At 60.6% G+C, this 23,025-nt stretch carries 19 protein-coding genes; 8 read left to right on the forward strand and 11 right to left on the reverse strand.

Going from position 1 to position 23,025, the window contains the following annotated elements:
- The first annotated feature begins 165 nt into the window (after nucleotides 1-165).
- Together PG898_RS17575 and PG898_RS17580 are read left to right on the forward strand one after the other, a co-directional pair.
- Nucleotides 166-1,113 (forward strand): IS30-like element ISAs2 family transposase, encoded by a 948-nt coding sequence (locus tag PG898_RS17575; RefSeq protein ID WP_019706001.1) that lies wholly within the window; start codon nucleotides 166-168, stop codon nucleotides 1,111-1,113.
- A 73-nt stretch (nucleotides 1,114-1,186) separates the two neighbouring features.
- Nucleotides 1,187-3,520, forward strand: a complete 2,334-nt coding sequence (locus PG898_RS17580; protein WP_182310189.1) for a bifunctional diguanylate cyclase/phosphodiesterase — start codon at nucleotides 1,187-1,189, stop codon at nucleotides 3,518-3,520.
- Nucleotides 3,521-3,680: 160 nt separating this feature from the next.
- On the opposite strand, the gene PG898_RS17585 is transcribed toward PG898_RS17580, so the two are convergent.
- Nucleotides 3,681-5,552: a methyl-accepting chemotaxis protein gene (locus tag PG898_RS17585; RefSeq protein ID WP_171273361.1), complete on the reverse strand. Its 1,872-nt coding sequence runs from the start codon at nucleotides 5,550-5,552 to the stop codon at nucleotides 3,681-3,683.
- Nucleotides 5,553-5,807: 255 nt separating this feature from the next.
- Here PG898_RS17585 and prfB point away from each other — a divergent pair.
- Together prfB and lysS are read left to right on the forward strand one after the other, a co-directional pair.
- Nucleotides 5,808-6,906, forward strand: a protein-coding gene (prfB, locus tag PG898_RS17590; RefSeq protein WP_152565378.1) for a peptide chain release factor 2 whose coding sequence is annotated in 2 segments (ribosomal slippage) — nucleotides 5,808-5,882 and nucleotides 5,884-6,906 — 1,098 coding nt in all. Because the reading frame shifts where the segments join, the coding sequence is not laid out codon by codon here.
- A gap of 20 nt (nucleotides 6,907-6,926) precedes the next feature.
- Complete coding sequence (lysS, locus tag PG898_RS17595) at nucleotides 6,927-8,465, forward strand: lysine--tRNA ligase (protein ID WP_005326517.1); 1,539 nt, start codon at nucleotides 6,927-6,929, stop codon at nucleotides 8,463-8,465.
- 93 nt (nucleotides 8,466-8,558) lie between these two features.
- Here lysS and PG898_RS17600 read toward each other — a convergent pair whose 3' ends face one another.
- Nucleotides 8,559-9,359 (reverse strand): PhzF family phenazine biosynthesis protein, encoded by an 801-nt coding sequence (locus PG898_RS17600; RefSeq protein ID WP_374395544.1) that lies wholly within the window; start codon nucleotides 9,357-9,359, stop codon nucleotides 8,559-8,561.
- A gap of 185 nt (nucleotides 9,360-9,544) precedes the next feature.
- On the opposite strand from PG898_RS17600, the gene PG898_RS17605 reads away from it, so the two are divergent.
- Genes PG898_RS17605 through PG898_RS17615 form a run of 3 tightly spaced genes read left to right on the forward strand, consistent with a single transcriptional unit; the run spans nucleotide 9,545 to nucleotide 13,855 of the window.
- On the forward strand, nucleotides 9,545-11,335 hold the full coding sequence (locus PG898_RS17605; protein WP_270824749.1) for an assimilatory sulfite reductase (NADPH) flavoprotein subunit: 1,791 nt from the start codon (nucleotides 9,545-9,547) through the stop codon (nucleotides 11,333-11,335).
- A complete protein-coding gene (gene cysI / locus PG898_RS17610; protein ID WP_270824744.1) occupies nucleotides 11,335-13,059 on the forward strand; it encodes an assimilatory sulfite reductase (NADPH) hemoprotein subunit in 1,725 nt (574 codons plus the stop codon). Before PG898_RS17605 ends, cysI begins: the two co-directional genes overlap by 1 nt.
- The gene (locus PG898_RS17615) at nucleotides 13,049-13,855 is read left to right on the forward strand and encodes a phosphoadenylyl-sulfate reductase (protein WP_270824743.1); all 807 of its coding nucleotides are present in this window, start codon (nucleotides 13,049-13,051) and stop codon (nucleotides 13,853-13,855) included. Before cysI ends, PG898_RS17615 begins: the two co-directional genes overlap by 11 nt.
- Nucleotides 13,856-13,957: 102 nt before the next feature.
- Here the strand turns inward: PG898_RS17615 and proX are convergent, their stop codons facing one another.
- The 7 genes from proX to PG898_RS17650 form a co-directional block, all read right to left on the reverse strand.
- Nucleotides 13,958-14,977, reverse strand: coding sequence for a glycine betaine/L-proline ABC transporter substrate-binding protein ProX (gene proX, locus PG898_RS17620; RefSeq protein ID WP_270824742.1), 1,020 nt, complete (start codon nucleotides 14,975-14,977; stop codon nucleotides 13,958-13,960).
- Nucleotides 14,974-16,125, reverse strand: a complete 1,152-nt coding sequence (gene proW, locus PG898_RS17625; RefSeq protein ID WP_270824741.1) for a glycine betaine/L-proline ABC transporter permease ProW — start codon at nucleotides 16,123-16,125, stop codon at nucleotides 14,974-14,976. The genes proX and proW overlap by 4 nt, the downstream gene beginning before the upstream one ends.
- The gene (gene proV / locus PG898_RS17630) at nucleotides 16,122-17,318 is read right to left on the reverse strand and encodes a glycine betaine/L-proline ABC transporter ATP-binding protein ProV (RefSeq protein ID WP_218409529.1); all 1,197 of its coding nucleotides are present in this window, start codon (nucleotides 17,316-17,318) and stop codon (nucleotides 16,122-16,124) included. The genes proW and proV overlap by 4 nt, the downstream gene beginning before the upstream one ends.
- Before the next feature lie 467 nt (nucleotides 17,319-17,785).
- Nucleotides 17,786-18,280 carry a type 3 dihydrofolate reductase gene (folA, locus tag PG898_RS17635; RefSeq protein ID WP_043129962.1) on the reverse strand — a complete coding sequence of 165 codons (495 nt, stop codon included), beginning with the start codon at nucleotides 18,278-18,280 and terminating at the stop codon, nucleotides 17,786-17,788.
- 24 nt (nucleotides 18,281-18,304) lie between these two features.
- Entirely contained in the window at nucleotides 18,305-18,772 is a 468-nt protein-coding gene (locus tag PG898_RS17640; protein ID WP_041205157.1) for a threonine/serine exporter family protein, read from the reverse strand.
- Between the two features lie 100 nt (nucleotides 18,773-18,872).
- Complete coding sequence (locus PG898_RS17645; RefSeq protein ID WP_049832147.1) at nucleotides 18,873-19,670, reverse strand: threonine/serine exporter family protein; 798 nt, start codon at nucleotides 19,668-19,670, stop codon at nucleotides 18,873-18,875.
- Nucleotides 19,671-19,892: 222 nt separating this feature from the next.
- Entirely contained in the window at nucleotides 19,893-20,231 is a 339-nt protein-coding gene (locus tag PG898_RS17650) for a DUF3135 domain-containing protein (RefSeq protein ID WP_005326491.1), read from the reverse strand.
- 403 nt (nucleotides 20,232-20,634) lie between these two features.
- Between PG898_RS17650 and mog the strand changes: the two genes are divergently transcribed.
- Entirely contained in the window at nucleotides 20,635-21,165 is a 531-nt protein-coding gene (mog, locus tag PG898_RS17655) for a molybdopterin adenylyltransferase (protein WP_005332022.1), read from the forward strand.
- A gap of 49 nt (nucleotides 21,166-21,214) precedes the next feature.
- On the opposite strand, the gene PG898_RS17660 is transcribed toward mog, so the two are convergent.
- Nucleotides 21,215-21,628, reverse strand: a complete 414-nt coding sequence (locus tag PG898_RS17660; RefSeq protein ID WP_041206827.1) for a DUF2541 family protein — start codon at nucleotides 21,626-21,628, stop codon at nucleotides 21,215-21,217.
- A gap of 101 nt (nucleotides 21,629-21,729) precedes the next feature.
- The gene (locus PG898_RS17665) at nucleotides 21,730-22,956 is read right to left on the reverse strand and encodes a beta-ketoacyl-ACP synthase (RefSeq protein WP_005332019.1); all 1,227 of its coding nucleotides are present in this window, start codon (nucleotides 22,954-22,956) and stop codon (nucleotides 21,730-21,732) included.
- Between the last annotated feature and the right edge of the window lie 69 nt (nucleotides 22,957-23,025).

Raw genomic sequence — 23,025 nt, forward strand, 5'->3', positions numbered from 1 at the left:
GCAAAGAGGGGCTTTTTGCTCAATAGGAGTCAGACAGCGACCGCATTGATCACCTTCCACCGGGAATTCAGATAATAAGTGCGACACTCATGGATGAATGGCGAGAGGTGGCCAACTGCTGATTGGTGGTACCCTTCTGCTCGCCAAAGTAAAAGCAGTATCACCATGAGCTATCAGCAGTTGACCGAGGGGCAACGATACCAGTTATCGGTGCTTCGCGCACAGGGGATGTCCATCCTTGCCACCGCACGCGCCATTGGCGTTCATCGCTCCACCCTCTACCGGGAGCTGCGTCGTAACGCCGGGCCGCAGGGCTACCAGCCAGACAATGCGCATCAGCACGCCACCCACCGACGGGCCAGTGCGGCCAAATCTCGGCTATCTGCCGATGTCATCCAGTTTGTCGAGCTGACACTCGCCTGGTGGTGGAGCCCGGAGCAGATAAGCGCGGTGGGCAAGCAGATAGGCCTCATGGTGAGTCACGAGTGGATATACCGCCATGTGGCCGCCGACAAAGCCCGGGGTGGCCAGTTGTACCGCCATCTGCGCCAGGGCCACAAGCGCTACCGCAAGGGGGCGAGCAGCCTGCGTTCTCCCATCAAGGAAGCCCGCTCTATTGATGAACGGCCGGCTATCGTCGATAGCCGGGAGCGGCTCGGTGATTGGGAGGCGGACACGGTGCTGGGCAAGCAAGGCACAGGTGCACTGGTCACCCTGGTGGAGCGCAAGAGCCGGCTCTATCTGGTCAAGCGGGTCGCGAGCAAACAGGCTGGGGTGGTGCGGGATGCGATAATCGAGATGTTAACGCCCTACATCGAGCAGGTGCATACCATCACCTTTGACAACGGCGGCGAGTTTGCCGAACACAAGGCGATAGAGGAAGCGCTGGGTGCCGAGACTTACTTTGCGCACCCTTACTCTTCGTGGGAGCGCGGTCTGAACGAGAACAGCAATGGGCTGTTGAGGCAGTTTATCCCAAAGGGAACAGACCTGAGAGAGGTCACGGACGAGGATGTCAGGAGAGCGGAGCAGTGGCTCAACCTACGACCTCGGAAATGTCTCGGATTCAGGCAGCCTGTCAAGGTATTCGAAGAGTACCGTCAGGCGGCATAGGCGAGTGTCGCACTTCGAAGTTGAATTCGCGCACTACTATTGGCATACGACGTAGTCAATGCGAGGTGGTGCGGTGAGACTCAATAGTCTGCGCAATAAAGTGTCTCTCTATCTTCTGCTGCTGATCTCATGCGCAGCAGCCATCAGTTATGGCGTCAGCACGGCTGTACTCTCTGCCAATACCCGGATTTTAAACGAGCATAATCAGCAAGCAGCCCTGGATCGTGCACAGCAGTACATTGAATCCATGCAGAAAAGCCTCATGGTCAGCACACGGGACTATGCCGAATGGCGAGACTCCATTCGCTTCATCAATGGCAGCTTGCCCACTTATCTCGACGAGAACTTCAACGCGGGAACACTGGATAACCTCAATGCCCACTTTGTACTGTTCATCAGACCGGATCACTCGCTCTATCGTGTCATCGGTAGAGGGGGGGCAACCTACGTAACCTTGGGCGACTCCCACCCCATCTGGTCCAAAGCGCAGGACTATCTCTCTCACTACTGGTCATCACAACACACACGGGGATTCACACTGAACGGCTGGTATCAAGAGCACCCCATCCTGCTAGCGGTTCATCCTGTTCAAGACCCTGATGCCACCAACCCGCACGTGGAGGGCTGGATAGCCATGATCCGCCAACTTGATGGGACAGACGTGCAACAGATCCGGGACATGACCAAGCTGGACATCGAGTTTCTCCGAGATACAGGGGAGGCCCCTCTTGCCGAGCAGCGCGCTCTGCCAGACAGTGAAAATGCCCATCGCCTCATACTGCACGTCCCCCCGGATCACCAATTGCTGACGCAACAGCGGCTCAGCAATCGCATGCTACTCATCAACTCAACCCTGCTCCTGATCGCCGCCGGCCTGGGCACTATTACCATTTATGAACGCATGGTGATGCGTCGGCTCACCACTTTTACCCGCCTGGCCGAGCAATACAGCAGCTTGCAGCCCACAAGCAAACATTGGCCTTTATCGGGTAGTCCCGAGTTCGATACCCTGGCCAGGGCGCTCAATAGCATGGTGGAACAGCTCCGACTCTCGGAGCAGGCCCTCTACAACGAGGCCAGACGCGATGGACTGACCCAATTGGGCAACCGGAAATTGTTGAGCGAGCAGCTCAATCAGCATCCCTGCCTGCGCACCAAACATGACCGTGGCCGCATTGCCTTGCTGATGATCGATCTGGACGATTTCAAGACCCTCAATGACAGTCTGGGGCACGAGACAGGGGATCAGGTCTTGCTAACCATCGCAGGGCGTCTCAAGCAGGCTATTCGTGGTGAAGACATGCTGTTTCGCATAGGTGGTGACGAATTTGCCATCATCACCAAGATGGTCAGAGAGGAAGAGGGTGCCATTTCGCTCGCCGAACGGCTGATGCTGACTATATCCGGCCAGCAAATCGAGCAGGGGGGACGAAAAATCCAGGTCGGTGCCTCTATCGGAATCGCTTACGATGATGGTGCCATGGGCGCAGATGAGCTCATCCGAAACGCCGACTTGGCCATGTATGATGCCAAGCAGGCGGGCAAACATTGCTACCGTTGTTATCGAGAGATCTTGCATCATCAGCTTTCACAGCGCATGCAGCTGGAACAAGCGCTGCGGGAAGCGTTGCAACTGCGACAATTTGAGGTCTGGTATCAACCCATCATGGATGTGGAAAGTGACCGCGTCGCCATGGTGGAAACCCTGTGCCGCTGGCCCACCCCAACGGGGTTCTGCCCCCCCAGTGTATTTATCCCTCTGGCAGAACAGGCCGGGCTGATTATCCCCCTGGGCAAGTGGATTGCCGACCAGGCGATGGGAACGCTGCATGAACTGAGATACGCCTACCCCGACCTGAACATCAATATCAATCTGTCGGTACTGCAATTGATGGAGCCAGATCTGGTGACACAACTCACCGAGCTGGCCGATCGTCATCAGTTGCCAAGAAGCGCGATCCATTTTGAACTAACGGAGAGTCTGTTTGCCGAGAATCACGGTCGCTTGGAAGATCAACTGCTGGCACTGACTCAAGCGGGGTTCAAAATCCATCTTGATGACTTTGGCACCGGTTACTCCTCCCTGGAACGATTGCTATCTCTGCCTATCGATGCGATCAAACTGGACTACAGCTTCACCCAGACACTGCTGAAGGGGGATGAAAGACTCGTCAAAGCGGTGCTTTTACTGGGACGTGAACTTGACATGCCGGTCATTGCAGAAGGAGTCGAGACCGAGGAGATGCGTATACAACTCTACCAACTTGGGTGCCATTTGATGCAAGGCTACCTGTTTGCGCATCCCATGAACAAAACCGATCTGACTCAATGGCTTGAACTCAAAACTGGCACGGCGCCCACCGGATTGGCAGAGACCTGTAGCCAAGTGAATTCATTCACTCGCTGACGTTCCCAGGCGAACATGCCAGAGGGAGATCGCTTGGCGCAATTGACGCTTCGGCGCAAGCAGCGTTGACGACATAGCAACAGCCCCTGACGAACAAGCCCCGCGCTCTCTCGAGTGCGGGGCTTGTTTATGTCAGCTCGAACAGGCTGCGACTGGCGTCTTAGAGGATAAAGGTCGACACCTGCTGGTTCAGGTTGGTGGCGCGTCCCTTGAGGTTGTGCGCCTGATCAAGGTCGCGCATGGCGGAGGCGGTGATCTCGTCGCTCACATCCTTGATGGCGGTGGTGTTCTGGGTGATCTCGCCAGTCACCTGGGTCTGCTCCTCGGCGGCGGTGGCGATCTGACCCGCCATGTCGGAGATGAGCGAGACCGCCTGGGTGATCTCTTCGAGCGCAGCGGCGGCGGCATCGGCGTCCTTGACGCTGTTGTCCGCCAGCCCCTGGCTGGTCTGCATCAGGCTGACCGCCCGGGCCGTGGTCTGCTGCAGGGTCTCTATGGTGGACTGGATCTCCTGGGTGGAGTCCTGGGTACGGCGCGACAGCACCCGCACCTCGTCCGCCACCACGGCGAAACCGCGACCCTGTTCACCGGCACGAGCCGCTTCGATGGCCGCGTTCAGCGCCAGCAGGTTGGTCTGCTCGGCGATGCCCTGGATGGTGGAGAGGATGCCGGAGATGGCCTGGGCGTGGCGGCTCAGCTCGCCGATGACGCCGGTGGCCTGACCCACCTCCTCGGCCAGGTTGTTGATGGACTGACGAGTCTGGTTCACCAGCATCTTGCCCTGCTCGCTGCTCTGGGCAGATTGCTGAGCGGCGGCAGCGGTGTTCTCGGCGTTGCCGGCGATCTCCATGGTAGCGCTCGCCATCTCGGTGACCGCGGTGGCGACCATGGTCACCTCCTGCTGTTGACGCTGCAGCTCTTCCACCGCGGCCTGGTTGGTCACCAGGCTGCGCTCCGCATCGGCGTTCAGCTCGTTGGCGAGCTGGCGGATGTTGCCGATCAGCTGGTGCTGGCTGCCGACGAAACGGTTGAAGCTGTTGGCCAGCTGGCCCACCTCGTCATTGGCATCGATCTTGATGCGCTGGGTCAGATCGCCGTTACCGTCGGCGATGCGGGCCAGAGCCTGGGAAACCTTGCCGAGGGGGCCCAGCAGCAGGCTGACCAGCCAGGAGATGGCGAGGATGCTGCCCACCAGCACCAGCAGGGCCAGGCCGAGTTGGGTCATCAGCAGGGAGGAGAGCGGCGCCTCCAGGGTGGCCTTGTCCAGCACCAGCACCAGCTCCCAGTCGGTGTTCGGGATGTCCGTCGCCCACAGCAGCTTGTCGCGGCCTTCGTTGTCAAAATAGACGGGAACCAGGCTGTTGCTGCTCTTGCTCTGATCGATCAGGGCATTGGAGAGATCGTTGTCGATCTCACTGCCAGGTTTCATCGCCTTGGCTGCATCTTTATAGGCGATGACGGTGCCGTCCTTGTGCATCAGGATGGCGAAGCCGTCCGCCGGCAGGGCCATCTTGGTGACATCCTCCACCAGGGAGGCGATGGAGAGATCGCCGCCGACCACGCCGCCCTGGGCCGGCTGGGCCAGGGTCACCACCATGACGTTGTAGGCCACGTCCAGGTAGGGTTTGGTCACTATCATGCCGCCCTTGGCCATGGCTTCCTGATACCAGCCACGGGAGCGGGGATCGTAGCCGTCACGGTTGATAGAAGGATCCGAGTCGTTCATCTTGCCGCTGCCCTCACCGAAATAGGTGAGCTGGAAGCGACCGGACACCTGGGCCTGTTGCAGGGCGTTGAGGGGCTCGGGGCCAGCCTTGTTGCCAAGGGCCTGGATCACGTCGCGACGGGCGGCGAGCCAGTCACTGACGCTGGCGGCCTGCTGGCTACCGAGGCGCTGCACCTGTTCCTGACTGCCTTGCAGCAACAGGGACTTCTGGCTGCTGTAGCTCTGCCAGGAGAGCAGCAGGATCACCAGGGAGAGGGCGATCACCACAGACAACAGTATCTTCTGCTTGAGTGATAGGTTTTTCATCATGCTTTCTTCTTGTGGGGTCAGGAACAGGATTACTCGAAAAGTGCGCGGCACTCCATGTTGTTGTTAGCGGCCAAAGCGCACAAAACTGAAGCGGAGAATGGTGAGGCTGGCGATATTTTCTGCAAGAAAGCACAAAATAGCCTCCGAAATCGGTGACAGAAGGCGGCCAGGGCCAGCCAACCCTGTTTATTCCTTCCGCAATTGGCTAGAATATCCCGTTTTTAAATCACATCGACCCCGAGAGTTTTCACGATGTTTGAAGTCAATCCTGTATTAAACAAGCTTAAGGAGCTGTCTGAGAGGACCGAGCTGCTTAGGGGGTACCTTTGACTATGACGCCAAGAAAGAGCGTCTAGAAGAGGTCAATGCCGAGCTGGAACAGCCGGATGTCTGGAATGAGCCGGAACGCGCACAGGCGCTAGGCAAGGAACGCGTGTCACTGGACAACGTGGTCAGCACCATAGACGTCTTGACACAAGGTGCTGAGGACGTCGAGATGCTGGTCAGCCTGGCGGTCGAGGGCGAAGACGAGGAGACCTTCAACGAGGCCGTCGCCGAAGCCGATCAGCTGGAAGCCAAGCTGGTGGATCTCGAGTTCCGTCGCATGTTCTCCGGTCAGCACGACGGCTCCGACTGCTACATCGACATCCAGTCCGGCTCCGGCGGCACCGAGGCCCAGGACTGGGCCAACATGGTGCTGCGCATGTACCTGCGCTGGGGTGATGCTCACGGCTACAAGCCCGAGCTCATCGAATGCTCCGAGGGCGACGTGGCCGGCATCAAGTCCGCCACCGTCAAGTTCACCGGCGAGTATGCCTTCGGCTGGCTGCGCACCGAAACCGGCGTGCATCGTCTGGTTCGCAAATCGCCGTTCGACTCCGGTGGCCGTCGCCACACCTCGTTCTGCTCCGTCTTCGTCTATCCCGAGATCGATGACGACATCGAGATCGAGATCAACCCGGCGGATCTGCGCATCGACGTCTACCGCGCTTCTGGTGCCGGTGGTCAGCACGTCAACCGGACCGAGTCCGCGGTGCGTATCACCCACGTCCCGACCGGGGTAGTGGTGCAGTGCCAGAACGACCGTTCCCAGCACAAGAACAAAGATCAGTGTATGAAGCAGCTGAAGGCCAAGCTCTACGAGCTGGAAATTCAGAAGCAGAACGCCGAGAAGCAAGCCCTCGAAGAGACCAAGTCCGACATCGGCTGGGGCAGCCAGATCCGCTCCTACGTACTGGATGACTCCCGTATCAAGGATCTGCGTACCGGCGTCGAGACCCGCAATACCCAATCGGTACTCGACGGCGACTTGGACAAGTTTATCGAAGCCAGCCTGAAATCAGGCCTGTAAACAGAGCAGCAGGAATCACCATGTCTGAACAAACCACTACTCCGGAAGTCGACCAGACTCTCGAACTGAACAACGAGATGACTGAGCGTCGCTCCAAGCTGGCCGCCTTGCGCGCCCAGGGCAACCCTTTCCCCAACGACTTCCGTCGTGACAGCCTGTCCGGCGATCTGCACGCCGAGTTTGGCGACAAGAGCGCCGACGAGCTGGTGGCCTTGAATAAACGGGTGAAGATTGCCGGTCGTATCATGACCCGCCGGATCATGGGCAAGGCTTCCTTCGCGACCCTGCAGGACATGGCTGGCAAGATCCAGATCTACGTGACCCGTGACGACCTGCCGGAAGGCTTCTACAACGAGCAGTTCAAGAAGTGGGATCTGGGGGACATCGTCGGTGTCGAAGGGACGCTGTTCCGCACCAACACCGGCGAGCTCTCCGTCCATGTGGGCGAAATCCGCCTGCTGACCAAGGCACTGCGTCCGCTGCCCGAGAAGCACAAGGGCCTGACCGATCAGGAAGCCCGCTGCCGCCAGCGTTACCTGGATCTGATCGCCAACGAAGAGTCCCGCAAGACCTTCATGATCCGCACCCAGGTGGTGGCCGGCATCCGCAAGTTCTTCAACGAGAAGCGCTTCATGGAAGTGGAAACCCCCATGATGCAGGTCATCCCGGGTGGTGCCTCCGCGCGTCCGTTCGTCACTCACCACAATGCGCTGGACATCGACATGTACCTGCGTATCGCCCCCGAGCTCTATCTGAAGCGTCTGGTGGTGGGTGGTTTCGAGCGTGTCTACGAGATCAACCGCAACTTCCGTAACGAAGGTATCTCGGTGCGTCACAACCCCGAGTTCACCATGATCGAGTTCTACATGGCCTATGCCGATTACATCGATCTGATGGACCTGACCGAGGAGCTGCTGCGCACCCTGGCCCAGGACATCCTGGGTGACACCAAGATCCGTTACGCCAAAGAGGGCGAAGAGGGTCTGACCATCGACTTCGGTCAGCCGTTCCAGCGCCTCACCATGGTCGAGTCCATCCTGAAGTTCAACCCGGATGTGACCAAGGACGATCTGGCCACCCTGGAGAGCGCCACCGCCGTCGCCAAGCGTCTGCACATCGAGCTGATGAAGGGCTGGGAGCTGGGCCACGTGATCACCGCGATCTTCGAAGAGACCGTTGAGCACATGCTGCTGCAACCGACCTTCATCACCGAGTACCCGGCCGCCGTCTCTCCGCTGGCCCGCCGCAACGACGTGAACCCGGACGTGACCGATCGCTTCGAATTCTTCATCGGTGGCCGCGAGCTGGCCAACGGCTTCTCCGAGCTGAACGATGCAGAAGATCAGGCCAAGCGCTTCCAGGATCAGGTGAACCAGAAAGAAGCGGGCGACGACGAAGCCATGTTCTACGACGCCGACTTCGTCACCGCGCTGGAACACGGCCTGCCGCCGACTGCCGGTCAGGGTATCGGTATCGACCGTCTGGTGATGCTGTTCACCAACAGCCACACCATCCGCGACGTCATCCTGTTCCCGGCCCTGCGTCCGCAACAGAAATAAGCCTGCCGCTCGGCCAGCCCGAGCGCGCTAGCAATAAAATGCCCCGCAACTGCGGGGCGTTTTTTATGGCGAAGACAACAACCGGCTTGCGGCTTATGGGCAGGGCGGCAGCAGCCACTCCCCCTGCCACAGGGTCAGCGCCTGACCCGACATCCACACCCTGTCTCCCTGCAACTCGAGCACAAGCTCCCCGCCCCGCGCGGAGATCTGGCGCGCCCTCAGCTGCGTCCTGCCGAGGCGCGAGGCCCAGAAAGGCACCAGGGCGCAGTGGTTGGAGCCGGTGACCGGATCCTCCTCCACCCCGACCCAGGGGGCAAAATAGCGGGAGACAAAGTCATGGTTCGGATCCCTCGACGGCGCCGTCACCATCAAGCCACGACCGGGCAAGGCCCGCAGGGCGTGGAAGTCCGGCTTGAGTGCCCTCACTTCCTCCTCACTTGCCAACTCCAGCAGGAACTTGGCGCCGGCGGCCAGGGTCTGCAACGGCGTGCAGCCAAGGGCTTCGGCATAAGCGGGATCCAATGTCAGCGGAGCAAGGGGGATACGCGGAAAGTCGAGCCGGATCCACTCCCCCTCGGCGCAGGCCTCCAGCAGGCCGCTGCGGGTCTCGAAGCGCAGCGTCTGGGAGCGGGCCACAGCCCCGGTCTGCCACAGCACATGGGCCGCTGCCAGGGTACCGTGACCGCAGAGATCCACCTCGACCGTTGGGGTAAACCAGCGTAGCCGATAGTGCGCCTCCCCCAAGGGGCTGAGGAAGGCGGTCTCCGACAGGTTGAACTCCGCCGCCATGGCCTGCAGCTCGGCATCGCTGCGCTCCGGCCCCAATACGACGATGGCGGGATTGCCCCCGAAGGGGTGCTGGCTGAAGGCATTGACATGGAACAGTCTGGACATCGGCAGATCCTGAGAAGCAGAAAGGGACTCAATATTGCGATTTTTATACCACAGCCGGGGAGTCGCTGAGGCGGATTTCGGCTTTATAAATTCATAAATCGCATAAAGAAGATATTTTTATTCTTTGTTGTTATTCATTGCACCCCTTAACCTGACCAAAAATCAGACCATGGAAGACATGTGTGATGCAATTGACAGCCCCAATACCCAACATAAGCCCGCTCTCTGACGAACAGCAGCGCCAGCTGAATCAGGTCTTGTCGACCCTCAACACCCAGCAACTCGCCTGGGTGAGCGGTTATCTCTACGGCCTCTCCCAGTCAGGCATCCAGAGCGTCGCCACCAGCGCCGCCGTGGCCGCCTCCAGTGGCAGCCTGACCATTCTCTACGGCTCCCAGACCGGCAACGCCAAGGGTGTCGCCAGCACCATCCAGGCGCAGGCGAAGGCCCACGGCCTGCCGGTGACCCTGATCTCGATGGCGGACTACAAACCCAAGCAGCTCAAGAAAGAGAGCCATCTGCTGGTGGTAGTGAGCACTTACGGGGAGGGTGAACCACCGGAGAGCGCGGTCGATCTGTTCGAGCAGCTCAAGAAGGGCAAGATTGGCAAACTCGAAGGACTCAAGTTCGCCGTGCTGGGACTGGGTGACAGCTCCTATGAATTCTTCTGCCAGACCGGCAAGGACTTCGACGACTTCCTGTCCAAAGCCGGGGCCGAGCGCATTCATGAGCTCGCGAGCCTGGACGTGGATTATCAGGACGCGGCCAAGGTCTGGGGCGAGCAGGCCGTCGCTGCGGTGGCCACCACCCTCTCTGCTGGCGCCGCGACTGCCAGCGTGGCGGGCTCGGTGCAGCAAGCCGTCGGCCATAGCCAGTATCACAAGGAGAACCCCTTCCCGGCACGACTCTCGGTCAATCAGAAGATCACCGGCCGTGACTCCACCAAGGATATCCGCCATATCGAGATCAACCTGGAAGAGTCCGGCATCACTTATCAGCCAGGGGATGCGCTGGGCATCTGGTTCGACAACGACGCCGATCTCGTGGGGGAAGTGCTGGCCCTGACCGGCCTCTCCGGCGATGAAGCCACCGCCCAGGGCCCGCTGCGCGCGGCCCTGACCAGCCACTTCGAGCTGACCCGTTTGCACGGCGGTTTCATCACAGGACTCGCTGACATATCGGGCAACGCGGCACTGAAAGACCTGGCCGGCGACAAGGCCCAGGTCAACGCCCTGGTGGCCAGCGCCCAGGTGGTGGATGTGCTGAAACGCTTCCCCGCCACACTCACTGCAGAGCAGCTTGTCAAACTGCTGCGCCCGCTGACCCCTCGCCTCTACTCCATTGCCTCCGCCCAAAGCGAGGTAGAGGAAGAGGTGCACCTGACAGTCGGCGTGGTGCGCTACCCGCAGGAAGATGGCACAGTGCGCAGTGGCGGCGCCTCCTCCTATCTGGCAGACCGCCTGGCCGAGGACGCCGAGGTCAGGGTGTTCGTGGAGCACAACGACAACTTCCGCCTGCCCGCCAATCCCGATACCCCCGTCATCATGGTGGGTCCGGGCACCGGCATAGCCCCCTTCCGCGCCTTTATGCAGGAGCGTGAGGCACAAGGGGCCGAGGGCAAGAACTGGCTCTTCTTCGGCAACCCCCACTTCACCCAGGACTTCCTCTATCAGGTGGAGTGGCAGCGTTATGTGAAATCCGGCCTGCTGTCGAAGATCTCCCTGGCCTTCAGCCGGGATCAGGCCAACAAGATCTATGTGCAGGACCGCCTGCGCGAAGCCGGGCTTGAGCTCTACCAGTGGCTGGAAGCAGGCGCTCACGTCTATGTGTGTGGCGACGCCAACCACATGGCGAAGGATGTGCAGGAAGCCCTGCTGGATGTGATTAGCGATCATGGCCACAAGAGCCGTGAAGAAGCAGAAGAGTATTTGAGCGAATTGCGTCGTGCCAAACGTTATCAAAGGGATGTCTACTGATGAGCAAGCAACCAATCTCGAAGCAAGCAGCAGGACCGGTTGAAGGGCCACTGTCCGACAACGAACGCCTCAAGCGCGAAAGCAATTTCCTGCGCGGCACCATAGCCGAGGATCTGCAGGATCCCCTCACCGGTGGCTTCAATGGCGACAATTTCCAGCTGATCCGCTTCCACGGCATGTATCAGCAGGATGACAGAGACATCCGCCCCGAGCGCACCGCCCAGAAGCTGGAGCCGCTGCACAACGTCATGCTGCGTGCCCGTCTGCCGGGCGGCATCATCACCCCGGCCCAGTGGCAGGTGATCGACAAGTTCGCCGAAGAGCACAGCATGTACGGCAGCATCCGCCTGACCACCCGCCAGACCTTCCAGTTCCACGGGGTATTGAAGCGCGACATCAAGCTGATGCACCAGACCCTCAACAGCACCGGCATCGACAGCATAGCCACCGCGGGCGACGTGAACCGCAACGTGCTCTGCACCAGCAACCCGGTGGAGTCCGAGCTGCATCAGGAGGCCTACGAGTGGGCCAAGAAGATCTCCGAGCACCTGCTGCCCAAGACCCGCGCCTACGTGGAGATCTGGCTGGACGGCGAGAAGCTGGGGGACGACGAGGAGCCGATCCTGGGTTCCAACTACCTGCCGCGCAAATTCAAGACGACCGTGGTGATCCCGCCCCACAACGACGTGGATATCCACGCCAACGATCTCAACTTCGTGGCCATCAGTGATCATGGCAAGCTGGTGGGCTTCAACGTGCTGGTGGGCGGCGGTCTGGCCATGACCCACGGCGACACCACCACCTACCCGCGCAAGGCGAGCGATTTCGGCTTCATCCCGCTCTCCCACGTGCTGGAGGTGGCGGCCGCCGTGGTCAGCACCCAGCGCGACTGGGGCAACAGGGTCAACCGCAAAAACGCCAAGACCAAGTACACCCTCGAACGCGTCGGTGTCGAGGCCTTCAAGGCCGAGGTGGAGAGCCGCGCCGGCATCCAGTTTGGCGAGGTTCGCCCCTATGAGTTCACCAGCCGTGGCGATCGCTTCGGCTGGGTGGAGGGGATAGACGGCAAGCACCACCTGACCCTGTTTATCGAGAACGGCCGCCTGCTGGACTTCCCGGGCAAGCCCCTCAAGACCGGCATGCTGGAAATCGCCAAGATCCACCAGGGGGACTTCCGTCTCACCGCCAACCAGAACCTCATCATCGCGGGCGTCCCCGCCGGTGAAAAGGCCCGCATCGAAGCCCTGGCACGCCAGTACGGCCTGCTGGACGACGGCGTGAGCGAGCAGCGCAAGCAGTCCATGGCCTGCGTGGCCCTGCCTACCTGCCCGCTGGCGATGGCGGAAGCCGAGCGCATGCTGCCAGCGTTTGTCACCGACATCGAAGCCTTGCTGGCCAAACACGGTCTGGCGGATGACGCCATCATCTTCCGGGTCACCGGCTGCCCCAACGGCTGCGGCCGCGCCATGCTGGCGGAAGTGGGTCTGGTGGGCAAGGCGCCGGGCCGCTACAACCTGCACCTGGGGGGCAACCTCGAGGGGACCCGCATCCCTCGCCTGCATCAGGAAAACATCACGGAGCCGCAGATCCTGGCCGAGCTGGATGCCCTGATCGGCCGCTGGGCCAAGGAACGCGACGGGAACGAGTGCTTCGGCGACTTCGTGATCCGGGTTGGGGTAGTTGCGCCCGTTATCGACTCCGCGAGGGACTTCTATGCAGCCTGAACTGACTGAAAGCGGGCGGTTGAGACTGACCGCCGATGGCAGGCTCGACCTCGATGCCCTGCTGGCCCTCGGCCGCGAGGAGCAGACCGAGGCGCTGGCCCCTCTCAACCGGGAGCTGGACGCCATGAGCGCCCCCGAGCGGGTGCGCTGGGCGCTGGCGAACCTGCCGGGGGAACACGTGCTGTCGTCGAGCTTCGGCATCCAGGCGGCGCTGATGCTGCACCTGGTGAGCCGCGAGCGGGCCGACGTGCCCGTGGTGCTGACCGATACCGGTTATCTCTTCCCCGAGACCTACCACTTCATCGACGAGCTGACCGAGCGCCTAGCCCTTAATCTCAAGATCTACCGTGCCGAGCTCACGCCGGCCTGGCAGGAGGCCCGCTTCGGCCTCTTGTGGGAGCAGGGAGTGGAGGGGATCACCCGCTACAACCAGCTCAACAAGGTCGAGCCGATGGACAGGGCGCTGCGGGAGCTTGGCGCCCGCACCTGGTTCTCCGGCCTGCGCCGGGAGCAGGCGGGCAGTCGCGGCAAGCTGCCGGTGCTGGCCATACAGCGCGGCCGCTTCAAGTTCTTGCCGGTGATCGACTGGAGCAACAAGGACGTCTTCTACTACTTCAAGGAGCACGACCTGCCCTATCATCCCCTGTGGGAGCAGGGCTACCTCTCGGTGGGCGACGTCCACACCACCACCAAGTGGGAACCGGGCATGAGCGAGGAACAGACCCGCTTCTTCGGCCTCAAGCGTGAATGCGGCCTGCACGAAGAGAACGGCGAGCACGACGGCTCCGGCATCTGATCCTGGTGCGCAGCCTGTTACTGCGCCCCGCCCATAAAAAAACGCCCGGTAATAGCCGGGCGTTTTGCTTGCTGGTATCCATGGACTGGGCCGAGGCGGGGTTTAGCCCGCAGACTGCTCTTTCGCTGCGGCGGCGCGCGCCTGGGCCAGCCAGTCATTGACCAGGGCCTCGTGTCCCTTGAGCCAGGCATCGGCGTGACGCTCCACATCCGCCGGCTTGTTCTGCCCCTTGTTCATCAGACCGTTCTGGATGTTGATGTCATTGAGGGGCAGCTTGACGATGGAGAAGAGCTTGGCGGCCGCCGGGTTGGCCTCGGCAAACTGCTTGTTGGCGACTATGTGCATGGTGTTCACCGCAAAGCCGTAGTTCTTGCCGTTCGGCAGCCGGGTCTTGTCCGCATCAGGGGCATCGGCGGGTACCTCCAGCCACACCACATCCTTGCCCGGCACCAGCTCGCTGCTGAGCCAGTAGGGGGTCCAGGTGTAGTAGAGCACCGGCTTGCCAGCCTGGTAACGGGCCAGGGTATCGGCGATCAGCGCCGCGTAGTTGCCCTGCTTGTGGGTCACCGTGGTGGTCAGGCCGAACTCGTCCAGATGATGGTTGATGGCCCCTTCGCAGCCCCAGCCTGGGTTGCAGCCCACCAGATCGGCCTTGCCGTCGCCATCGCCGTCGAACAGCGCCGCCAGCTTGGGATCCTTGAGCTGGCCCAGGTTGGTGATGCCGTATTGGGCTGCAGTCTTCTTGTCCACCAGATACCCCTGGGCGGCACCGGCCACATAGGTGCCCTGACGGAAGAACACCTTGTCCCCCCCCGCCTGCTCGTACTTGTTGTCCTGCAGCGGTATCCAGTTGAAAGCGAGGAAGGTGCCGTCCCCCTGCGCCACCGAGGCGTAGGCCACGTTGTAGTCCACCTCCTGGGCCGGCTGCACCTCATAACCGAGGCGTCCCATCAGCTTGCTGACCAGCAGGCTCTGGAAGGCCTCCTCCGGCAAGGAGCTCTGCAGGGGCTGCACCTTGACCCCCTCCCCCGGCAGCTCGGCGCTGGCCATGGCGAGCGGACTCAGCAGTTGGGTACTCAGCAGCAATGTGCCCAGGGTCAATCCTTTGGTGATCTGTTTCATGCATTTACTCCTTTGTAATCGAGGGATTTGCCGCGGCCGCACAGGCGCAGCAGCAGGGCGGCGGGGCCACGTTGATACCAGCGGCCGGTACGGGTGCGATCCGGTTGTCCCATCGCCTGGGTGAGGCGATCCAGTACTATGGCCAGCAGCACTATGCCGAGGCCGCCGATGGAGGCGAGTCCCATATCGAGCCGGCCTATGCCGCGCAGCACCATCTGGCCCAGACCCCCGACCGCTATCATGGAGGCGATCACCACCATGGAGAGCGCCAGCATCAGGGTCTGGTTGACCCCGGCCATGATGGTGGGCATGGCGAGCGGCAGTTGAACCTTGAACAGCAACTGGGAGGGGCTGGCACCGAACGAGTGGGCCGCCTCCACCAGATCGGCGGGCACCTGACGAATACCCAGCATGGTGAGCCGGATCATGGGCGGCAGGGCGAAGATGACGGTCACCACCACCCCGGGCACGTTACCTATGCCAAACAGCATGACGATGGGGATGAGGTAGACAAACGCCGGGGTGGTCTGCATGGCATCCAGCAGCGGCCTAGTCCAGGTGGAGAGCCGCTCGCTGCGAGCCAGCAATATGCCCACCGGCAAGCCTATCAGCACGCAGAAGAACAGCGAGGTCAGCACCAGGGAGAGGGTCACCATGGCATCGGACCAGGCCCCGATAAGGCCGATCCCCACAAGAGACGCGAGCGTGCCGAGCGCCATGCGACCACCCACCAGCTGCCAGGCGATCAGGGTCAGGAGCCCCATCATCAGAGTGGAGGGCACTGTCTGCAGCAGCTGGGTCATGGCCCCCAGCGCCAGCTCCACGGGGGCGCGGATCAGCTGGAACACAGGCCGCAGGTTCTCCACCAGCCAGCCGATGCCCCCCTCGACCCAGGTATCCAGCGGCACCAGGGCCTGCTGGAAGGGATCCAGCCAGTCGACGGCGGCACTGTCATCGACGGCTGCGATCTGGCTCTGCCAGTCTGCCGCCTCCGTAGCCGTACTGCCCCAGGGATCCTCGGCTGTCGTGGTGGTGGTCGCAGCTCCCCAGGGGTCGGCCTGCGCCTCGTCGGCCCAGGTGGGAGTGCTGGTCAATAGCAACAGCGCCAGCAAGCCGGTCAGCAGACGGTTAAAGGGGTTGAGATTCATACCGGTGTACTCCTGTCCAGGGTGTTGAGCAGATTGGCCTTGGAGATGAGTCCCAGATAGGTGCCATCCTCCTCGACCACGGGCACCTGACAGGGTGCGGCGGCCACCTGGCTGATGAGTTCATTGAGGGAGGTGTCCGCCAGAATGGGCTGGATGTCCGCCAGCAACGCCTGCTCCAGGCTCCCCTTGTCACGCACCGCCCGACCGAGCGACTCGACCGAAACGACCCCGAGGAAGCGGCGGCTGCGATCCACCACATAGCCGTACTCCCGCTCCAGCTCCTTGAGCTGGCGCAGGGCGTTGCCCGGCCCGTCCGTGGTGTGCTTCTTGATGAGGGGGGTCTGCTTGCGGCTGGCCACATCTCGGGCGCTGAAGACGTTGGCGAGATCCACCCCGCGAAAGAAGGCGCGCACATAGTCGTTGGCGGGCTGGTTCAGGATCTCGTCCGGGGTGCCCACCTGCACCAGCTGGCCATCCTGCATGATGGCAATGCGATCGCCGATACGCATCGCCTCGTCCAGATCGTGGGAGATGAAGACGATGGTGCGCTGCTGGCTCGCCTGCAGCTTGAGCAGCTCGTCCTGCATCTCGGTGCGGATCAGCGGATCCAGCGCCGAAAAGGCCTCGTCCATCAGCAGGATATCGGGGTCGTTGGCGAGCGCCCGGGCCAGGCCGACCCGCTGCTTCATGCCGCCGGAGAGGGCGTCGGGGAAGGCGTCAATCCACTGACCCAATCCCACCTGATTGAGCGCCTGACGGGCACTCTGCTGGCGCTCCGCCAGCGGCACCCCGGCCAGCTCCAGGCCGAAGGCGGTGTTTTCCAGCACGCTCAGGTGTGGCATCAGGGCGAAGGACTGGAACACCATGCTGATCTTCTTGCGGCGCACCTGGCGCAGCTCGCGCTCCGAGATGGCGGCGATGTCCTCGCCGTCGATCAGCACCTGGCCGCGGGTCGGCTCTATCAGCCGGTTGAATAGGCGCACCAGGGTGGATTTGCCCGAGCCGGAGAGGCCCATCACCACGAAGATCTCCCCCTCGTGGATGGCCAGATTGACATCCTGGACCCCCAGGGTCTGCCCGGTCTTTTGCAGGATGCTGGCGCGGTCGTGCCCTTTCGCCAGCAACTTGAACGCTTTTTCCGGCTGATCGCCGAAGATTTTGTAGAGTGATTTAACCTCGAGTTTGACTGTCATATTGTCCTTTTTTCATGGTCGACGACTTGCAAGGCAAACCGTCGAACGCGAGCCAACTACTTTTAACACTAAGTAATTTTGGGGCCTAATAAAAGAACCATAAGAGTCTCAATGAAGAGTGGCAATCATAACCTATTGATTTTAAATGGTTATTTTTAACATAAAAAACCATTTAAATGTGACACAACAGCATATGCTCAACAATGAAATGCAAACAAATTCAATCAAAATGCCGAATTTATTGAGAAAAAGGCTTGATTCAGGGGCAGGATACGAGGAAATAACTGCACTTATCTTCGAAGGGTTATTTTGATTAGACAACTAATCATTTTGGGAAGATGGACAAGAAAAGAGCTGATCAAGCGACGTTGTATAAACGCCTCCATTCACCGCGCCAGGAGCGGCCAACAAAAAGGCCCCTTGCGCAGCGCAGGGGGCCTTTCATCTACCACGGCAATACGCTGTCGTCAGCGCCTCTGCCAGGTCTCGAAACAGTAGGGATGAGGGTTTTTCTCATCAGCCTCATGAGGCTCGCGTTCAACGCAATGCCACTCTCCCTCATCGAAGGCGGGGAAGCGGGTATCCCCTGCCACCGCCAGATCGATCCGGGTCAGATAGAGGCTGTCGGCCCGGGGCAACAGCTGACCATAGAGATGGCCGCCGCCGATCACCATCAGCTCATCTGGTGCCTCGGCCTCAGATAAGGTGGCCAATACCTCGTCGATGGATGAAAAAACCTCTATGCCTGGTGCTTTGAATCCTGGGTTACGACTAATGACCAGGTTTCGGCGCCCGGGCAAGGGCCGACCGATGGACTCAAAGGTCTTGCGCCCCATCAGTACCGGCTTGCCCAGGGTGACCCGCTTGAAGTGGGCCAGATCCGCCGGCAGGTGCCAGGGCATCTGGTTGTCCAGACCGATCACACGATCGTGGGCCATGGCGGCAATCATGGAGATTTTCATGGTGTCAGCCTCTCACACAACCATTCATATTATGGGCCGGTTACGGTACACGACCAGGGAAGGTATCGCCAGCCCGAAGCTCAATGCGCCTACTATAAAGATAGCCTTCAAGCCGTTCTCCACCGCGCTCTGGATAAGCTCCATGGTCACCCCGGAGATGTTGAGCTCCACTATGGCTATCATCGCCTTGAAGGCATAGCTGCCGGGGATCATGGGGATGATGGAGGCGACGCTGAACACCGGACGCGGCGCCAGCAACCGGCGCGACCAGTAGACGCAGACAAAGCCGACCGTAGTCGCCGCCGCCAGGGTGGCCCACTCGATGGGCATGCCGTAATGGATGAGCAGGGTACGCAGACTGTGGGCCAGGGCGCCGCCCATGGCGCAGTACTTCAACATCCGTGGCGGCACGTTGAACAGCATGGCAAACCCTACCGCCGGAATGGCAGACCAGAAGGCATCCTTGGCCAGCAGCCAGATCAAATCCATCATACCTTCCACCCCCAGATGCCGGTCACCGACATGGCGAGGATGATACCGATATGGATCCGCGCGCTGATGGATGGTCGGGTTGATACAGCGTCAAATCCCTTCATACTTTCCACCCCCAGATACCGGTCACCGACATGGCGAGAATAATCCCTATCGCCGCGCTGATGGTCAGCAGGGTCGCCGTGCCCCAGCGGGCCAGCCCCATGTTGAAGTAACCCTTCACCATGTCGGAGACCGCGTTGATCAGCGGAAAACCGGGCACCAGCAAGAGCACGCTGGCGGCCATGGCGAGATAGGGCTGCTCGCCCCAGCCAAAGAAGGTGGCGCTGGAGGCGAGCAATGTGGCGATGAAGCCGGTCACGGCGAAATTGATGAGGGGGCTATGGTGGTGGCGAGCCATCAGCTGGCGAACCCGCATGGCGACCGAGGCCGAGAGGCAGGTCACCATGAAAATGGGCCAGTCACCGCCGAACAGCAGGCTGAAGGCGCCGCAGGAGAGTCCCACCATGGGCACCACCAGCCAGGGGTGGTAGTGAAACGGCACTATGCCGTCGAGCCGCTGACGCACCTCGCGCGCGCCGATCAGCGCCTTTTCAGCCATGATGCAGATACGCTGGATCTCGCACACCACCTGCATGTTGATGCCATGCTCGCGCACCCGTCTCGTGGTGGTGACACAACTGCCCTGATAGAGGCTGGTCAGCACGATGGCGCTGGAGGAGATGGCCATCTCGACGCTCTCCAGCCCCAGTGCCAGGCCAAGCCGAACCGTGGTCTGCTCTATGATGCGGCTCTCGGCCCCGAACTGGGCCAGCATCTGACCCGCCTTGACGATGATCCGGGTGATTTCCGTCTGCTGCTCCCGCGACAGCTCCCTTCCTGGTGTGATGCTGCTCATGATCCCTTTGAGTGTTAGCAAGGTGGAATATGCCGTGATATTACCCCAACCCTTATATTCCTTCATCTATATCTGCTGATTTACCTGATCACTATGTTATTCAACTTGTACTACAGGTCCATTTGCAGCAAATAAAAAACAAACCACCCAGCTTATTAACATTGGATGGTTTGAACTGAATGAAATATTGGGAAATAACGAGACTGGATGCCTGCCAACGCATTATTTATCCTTCACACGCTCTACCAGCCAGATCACATTGTTCGGCGGCACAATCTCTTCGCTCTCCTCCTGAGACGCCTCCTGCAGGTGAACGATGTGGCGGCGCATGGCATGAACGGATTCGTGCATCATATTGGCGATCCGGATGCAGCTGTCCAGATTGTTCCTGGCGAGACGACGCTGACAGTCGATGCGAAACTGCAGGCCTCGCAACCGCCGTTGCTGGTCCGGCCCCACCTGCGCGATCAGTGCCTCTATCTGCTGGTGCAGCAAGGCATCGAGCCGCTCCGGCTCGGCCAGGGCCCAGTGTTTCAGCGTATCAAAATCCGGCATCTCCATATCCCCTCCTGGCCAGACGCCTTGCGTGAATCTGCGTGACCACACCCGGCACATCATTTCGCTGTCCATAAACAGGTTATATAAGATGGTGGCGATTTAGGGTCAGCCCGCACCGATCCACAGGAGTCTGATTTTTCATCCATTTGGCGACTATGGGTCGAAAGGAAATATTTATTCGTTATGATTCATGAAATTATCCTCATGCGACCTGCGTCACTTTTTTTATAAATTTTAAAGGCTTTTATGGTTCTTCTTATTCCCTATTCATCGATAGCGAATAAATCTGCTTTTCGTTCGACTCTCAAATCTGGCCTTCCTGTGTCACGCCCATGCCGGTGCTTTAACATATCTCACTGATTATGTTATTTTATTTACCACTTTTTCCAATGACCAAGGGCAGATCATGAGCAAGGCAAGAATCGGTATCGTCACCGTCAGCGATCGCGCCAGCGCGGGCATCTATGAGGACCTCTCCGGCAAGGCCATCATAGACACGCTGAACGCCTATCTGACCTCAGAGTGGGAGCCCGTCTATCAGGTGATCCCGGATGAGCAGGATCAGATCGAAGCGACCCTGGTCCGGCTGGCGGACCAGGAGCAGTGCTGCCTCATCGTCACCACCGGCGGCACAGGGCCGGCCAAGCGGGATGTGACACCGGAGGCGACCGAGGCGGTGTGCGATCGCATGATGCCGGGCTTTGGCGAACTGATGCGGGCCGAGTCCCTCAAGTTCGTGCCGACCGCCATCCTGTCGCGCCAGACCGCCGGCCTGCGCGGCAGTTCCCTCATCGTCAACCTGCCGGGCAAGCCCAAGTCCATTCGCGAGTGTCTGGATGCGGTCTTCCCCGCCATCCCCTACTGCATCGACCTGATGGAAGGGCCCTATCTCGAATGTGACGAAGCCGTCATCAAGCCGTTTCGCCCCAAGAAATAGGCCCTGAGTGGGCGGGGAGCTCCCCGTCCACCTCCCAACTTGCAGCCGTTTATTTGCGGCCGTATACCTTGACCCCCGCCTTGCTCCCTTCCGAATTGCCATAGACCTCGACTCGCTTGATGCAAACCCGACTGCCGAGAGATTTCCAGCCGGACTCCTGATCCTCTTTCAGGCTCTTGTCAAAGTGCAGGGTCTTGCTGCGGTCATTGCCGTAGATCACCTTGACCCTGTCCAGGGTCAGCTCCCTTCCCGCCTTGACCATGATGGACCTGGCCGGTCGGCAGATGATGATGGGAATAATGGCTGGGTGGTCGCCCACCCCCAACAGGATGGTGTTACCCAGCCGAAATTCATCATCAGCCCTGGCGGGCGAGGCCCCCCCCCACCACAGGCAAGAGAGTAGAAAGGCCAGCAGCCCAAGGCGCAGCGGAGATTGAACAGAACAAAAAGCTAAAACAGACATGATGCCTCCCAACAAAGTGGGAGACATATTAATTAATCAAACCTAAACCCAAGCTGTACTGGAGCTGTACCGGGTGCAACCGGACGGGCTGGACAGCCCCCTCAACCCCAGCGCTTGAAGATGAGGGAAGTGTTGATACCACCGAAGGCGAAGTTGTTGGACATCAGGTAGTCCACCGCCAGCGTGCGGCCATTGCCCATCACGTGATCCAGCGGGGCACAGGCCGGATCCGGCTCGGTCAGGTTGATGGTGGGGGCAAACCAGCCCTCCTGCATCATCTCCAGCGCCAGCCAGGCCTCGATGGCGCCGCAGGCTCCCAGGGTATGACCGAAGTAGCTCTTGAGCGACGATATGGGGGTCTTGTCGCCGAAGATGGCGGCGGTGGCGTGGCTCTCGGCGATGTCGCCCCGCTCGGTGGCGGTGCCGTGGGCACTGATGTAGCCGATGTCGGCGGCCTTGAGTCCGGCCTGGGCCAGCGCCATCTCCATGCACAGCTGCATGGTCTCCTGCTGGGGCTGGGTCACGTGGGTGGCGTCGCAGTTGGTGGCAAAGCCCACCAGCTCGGCGATGATGGTGGCCCCGCGCGCCTGCGCATGTTCCAGCTCCTCCAGCACCAGGGTGCCTGCCCCCTCGCCAATCACCAGCCCGTCCCGCTGCCGATCGAACGGTCGCGGCGCCAGCTCGGGGTTGTCGTTCATCTGGCTGGTGGCAAACAGGGTGTCGAACACCACGGCCTCCGACGGGCAGAGCTCCTCGGCCCCGCCGGCCACCATCAGGGTCTGATAGCCGTGCTTGATCGCCTCAAAGGCGTAGCCAATGCCCTGGCTGCCGGAGGTGCAGGCGCTGGAGGTAGGGATCACCCGCCCGCGCAGACCGAAGAAGAGGCCGGCATTGACCGCCGCCGTGTGCGGCATCATCTGTACATAGGTGGTGGCCGTGATGCTGGCGGTGCTCTTGTCGTTGAGCATGACCCCGAAGGCACGGATGGGCTCCGTGCTGCCGATGGAGGAGCCATAGGCGATGCCGGTGCGACCATCGGTCAGCACGGGGTGGTCGGTAAGTCCCGCCCGTGCCAGCGCCAGTTCGGTGGCCACGGTCGCCAGCTGGGAGACTCTCCCCATGGCCCGCGTCTTCTTGCGCGGATAGTGGGCGGGCAGCACAAAATCGGCAATGGGCGCCGCCAGCCGGGTATTGAGCCCCTCGTAGATGGCCCATTCCGGCATGGCCACCACCGCATTGCGCCCCGCCTGCAACTTTGCCCGCACGCTCGGCCAGTCCTGGCCGAACGCCGTCACCCCGGCCATGCCGGTTACCACTACCCGCTTCATACCATACCGCCATTCGCAGAGATAAGCTGGCGTGCCACAGAGACAGCACCATGTTGAATCAACATCAGA

This window comes from Aeromonas sp. QDB31 (assembly GCF_027707605.1).
In the GTDB taxonomy this organism is placed as follows: domain Bacteria; phylum Pseudomonadota; class Gammaproteobacteria; order Enterobacterales; family Aeromonadaceae; genus Aeromonas; species Aeromonas media.

Excerpts from the sequence above, each read along its gene's own strand:
- PG898_RS17575 (WP_019706001.1), top strand. The coding sequence starts at position 166 with ATGAGCTATCAGCAGTTGACCGAGGGGCAACGATACCAGTTATCGGTG.
- PG898_RS17600 (WP_374395544.1), bottom strand. The coding sequence starts at position 9,359 with ATGTCCAGACTGTTCCATGTCAATGCCTTCAGCCAGCACCCCTTCGGG.
- PG898_RS17615 (WP_270824743.1), top strand. The coding sequence starts at position 13,049 with ATGCAGCCTGAACTGACTGAAAGCGGGCGGTTGAGACTGACCGCCGAT.
- proX (WP_270824742.1), bottom strand. The coding sequence starts at position 14,977 with ATGAAACAGATCACCAAAGGATTGACCCTGGGCACATTGCTGCTGAGT.
- PG898_RS17645 (WP_049832147.1), bottom strand. The coding sequence starts at position 19,670 with ATGAGCAGCATCACACCAGGAAGGGAGCTGTCGCGGGAGCAGCAGACG.
- PG898_RS17585 (WP_171273361.1), bottom strand. The coding sequence starts at position 5,552 with ATGAAAAACCTATCACTCAAGCAGAAGATACTGTTGTCTGTGGTGATC.
- proW (WP_270824741.1), bottom strand. The coding sequence starts at position 16,125 with ATGAATCTCAACCCCTTTAACCGTCTGCTGACCGGCTTGCTGGCGCTG.
- mog (WP_005332022.1), top strand. The coding sequence starts at position 20,635 with ATGAGCAAGGCAAGAATCGGTATCGTCACCGTCAGCGATCGCGCCAGC.
- PG898_RS17640 (WP_041205157.1), bottom strand. The coding sequence starts at position 18,772 with ATGATGGATTTGATCTGGCTGCTGGCCAAGGATGCCTTCTGGTCTGCC.
- proV (WP_218409529.1), bottom strand. The coding sequence starts at position 17,318 with ATGACAGTCAAACTCGAGGTTAAATCACTCTACAAAATCTTCGGCGAT.
- cysI (WP_270824744.1), top strand. The coding sequence starts at position 11,335 with ATGAGCAAGCAACCAATCTCGAAGCAAGCAGCAGGACCGGTTGAAGGG.
- lysS (WP_005326517.1), top strand. The coding sequence starts at position 6,927 with ATGTCTGAACAAACCACTACTCCGGAAGTCGACCAGACTCTCGAACTG.
- PG898_RS17650 (WP_005326491.1), bottom strand. The coding sequence starts at position 20,231 with ATGGAGATGCCGGATTTTGATACGCTGAAACACTGGGCCCTGGCCGAG.
- PG898_RS17665 (WP_005332019.1), bottom strand. The coding sequence starts at position 22,956 with ATGAAGCGGGTAGTGGTAACCGGCATGGCCGGGGTGACGGCGTTCGGC.
- PG898_RS17660 (WP_041206827.1), bottom strand. The coding sequence starts at position 21,628 with ATGTCTGTTTTAGCTTTTTGTTCTGTTCAATCTCCGCTGCGCCTTGGG.
- folA (WP_043129962.1), bottom strand. The coding sequence starts at position 18,280 with ATGAAAATCTCCATGATTGCCGCCATGGCCCACGATCGTGTGATCGGT.
- PG898_RS17605 (WP_270824749.1), top strand. The coding sequence starts at position 9,545 with ATGCAATTGACAGCCCCAATACCCAACATAAGCCCGCTCTCTGACGAA.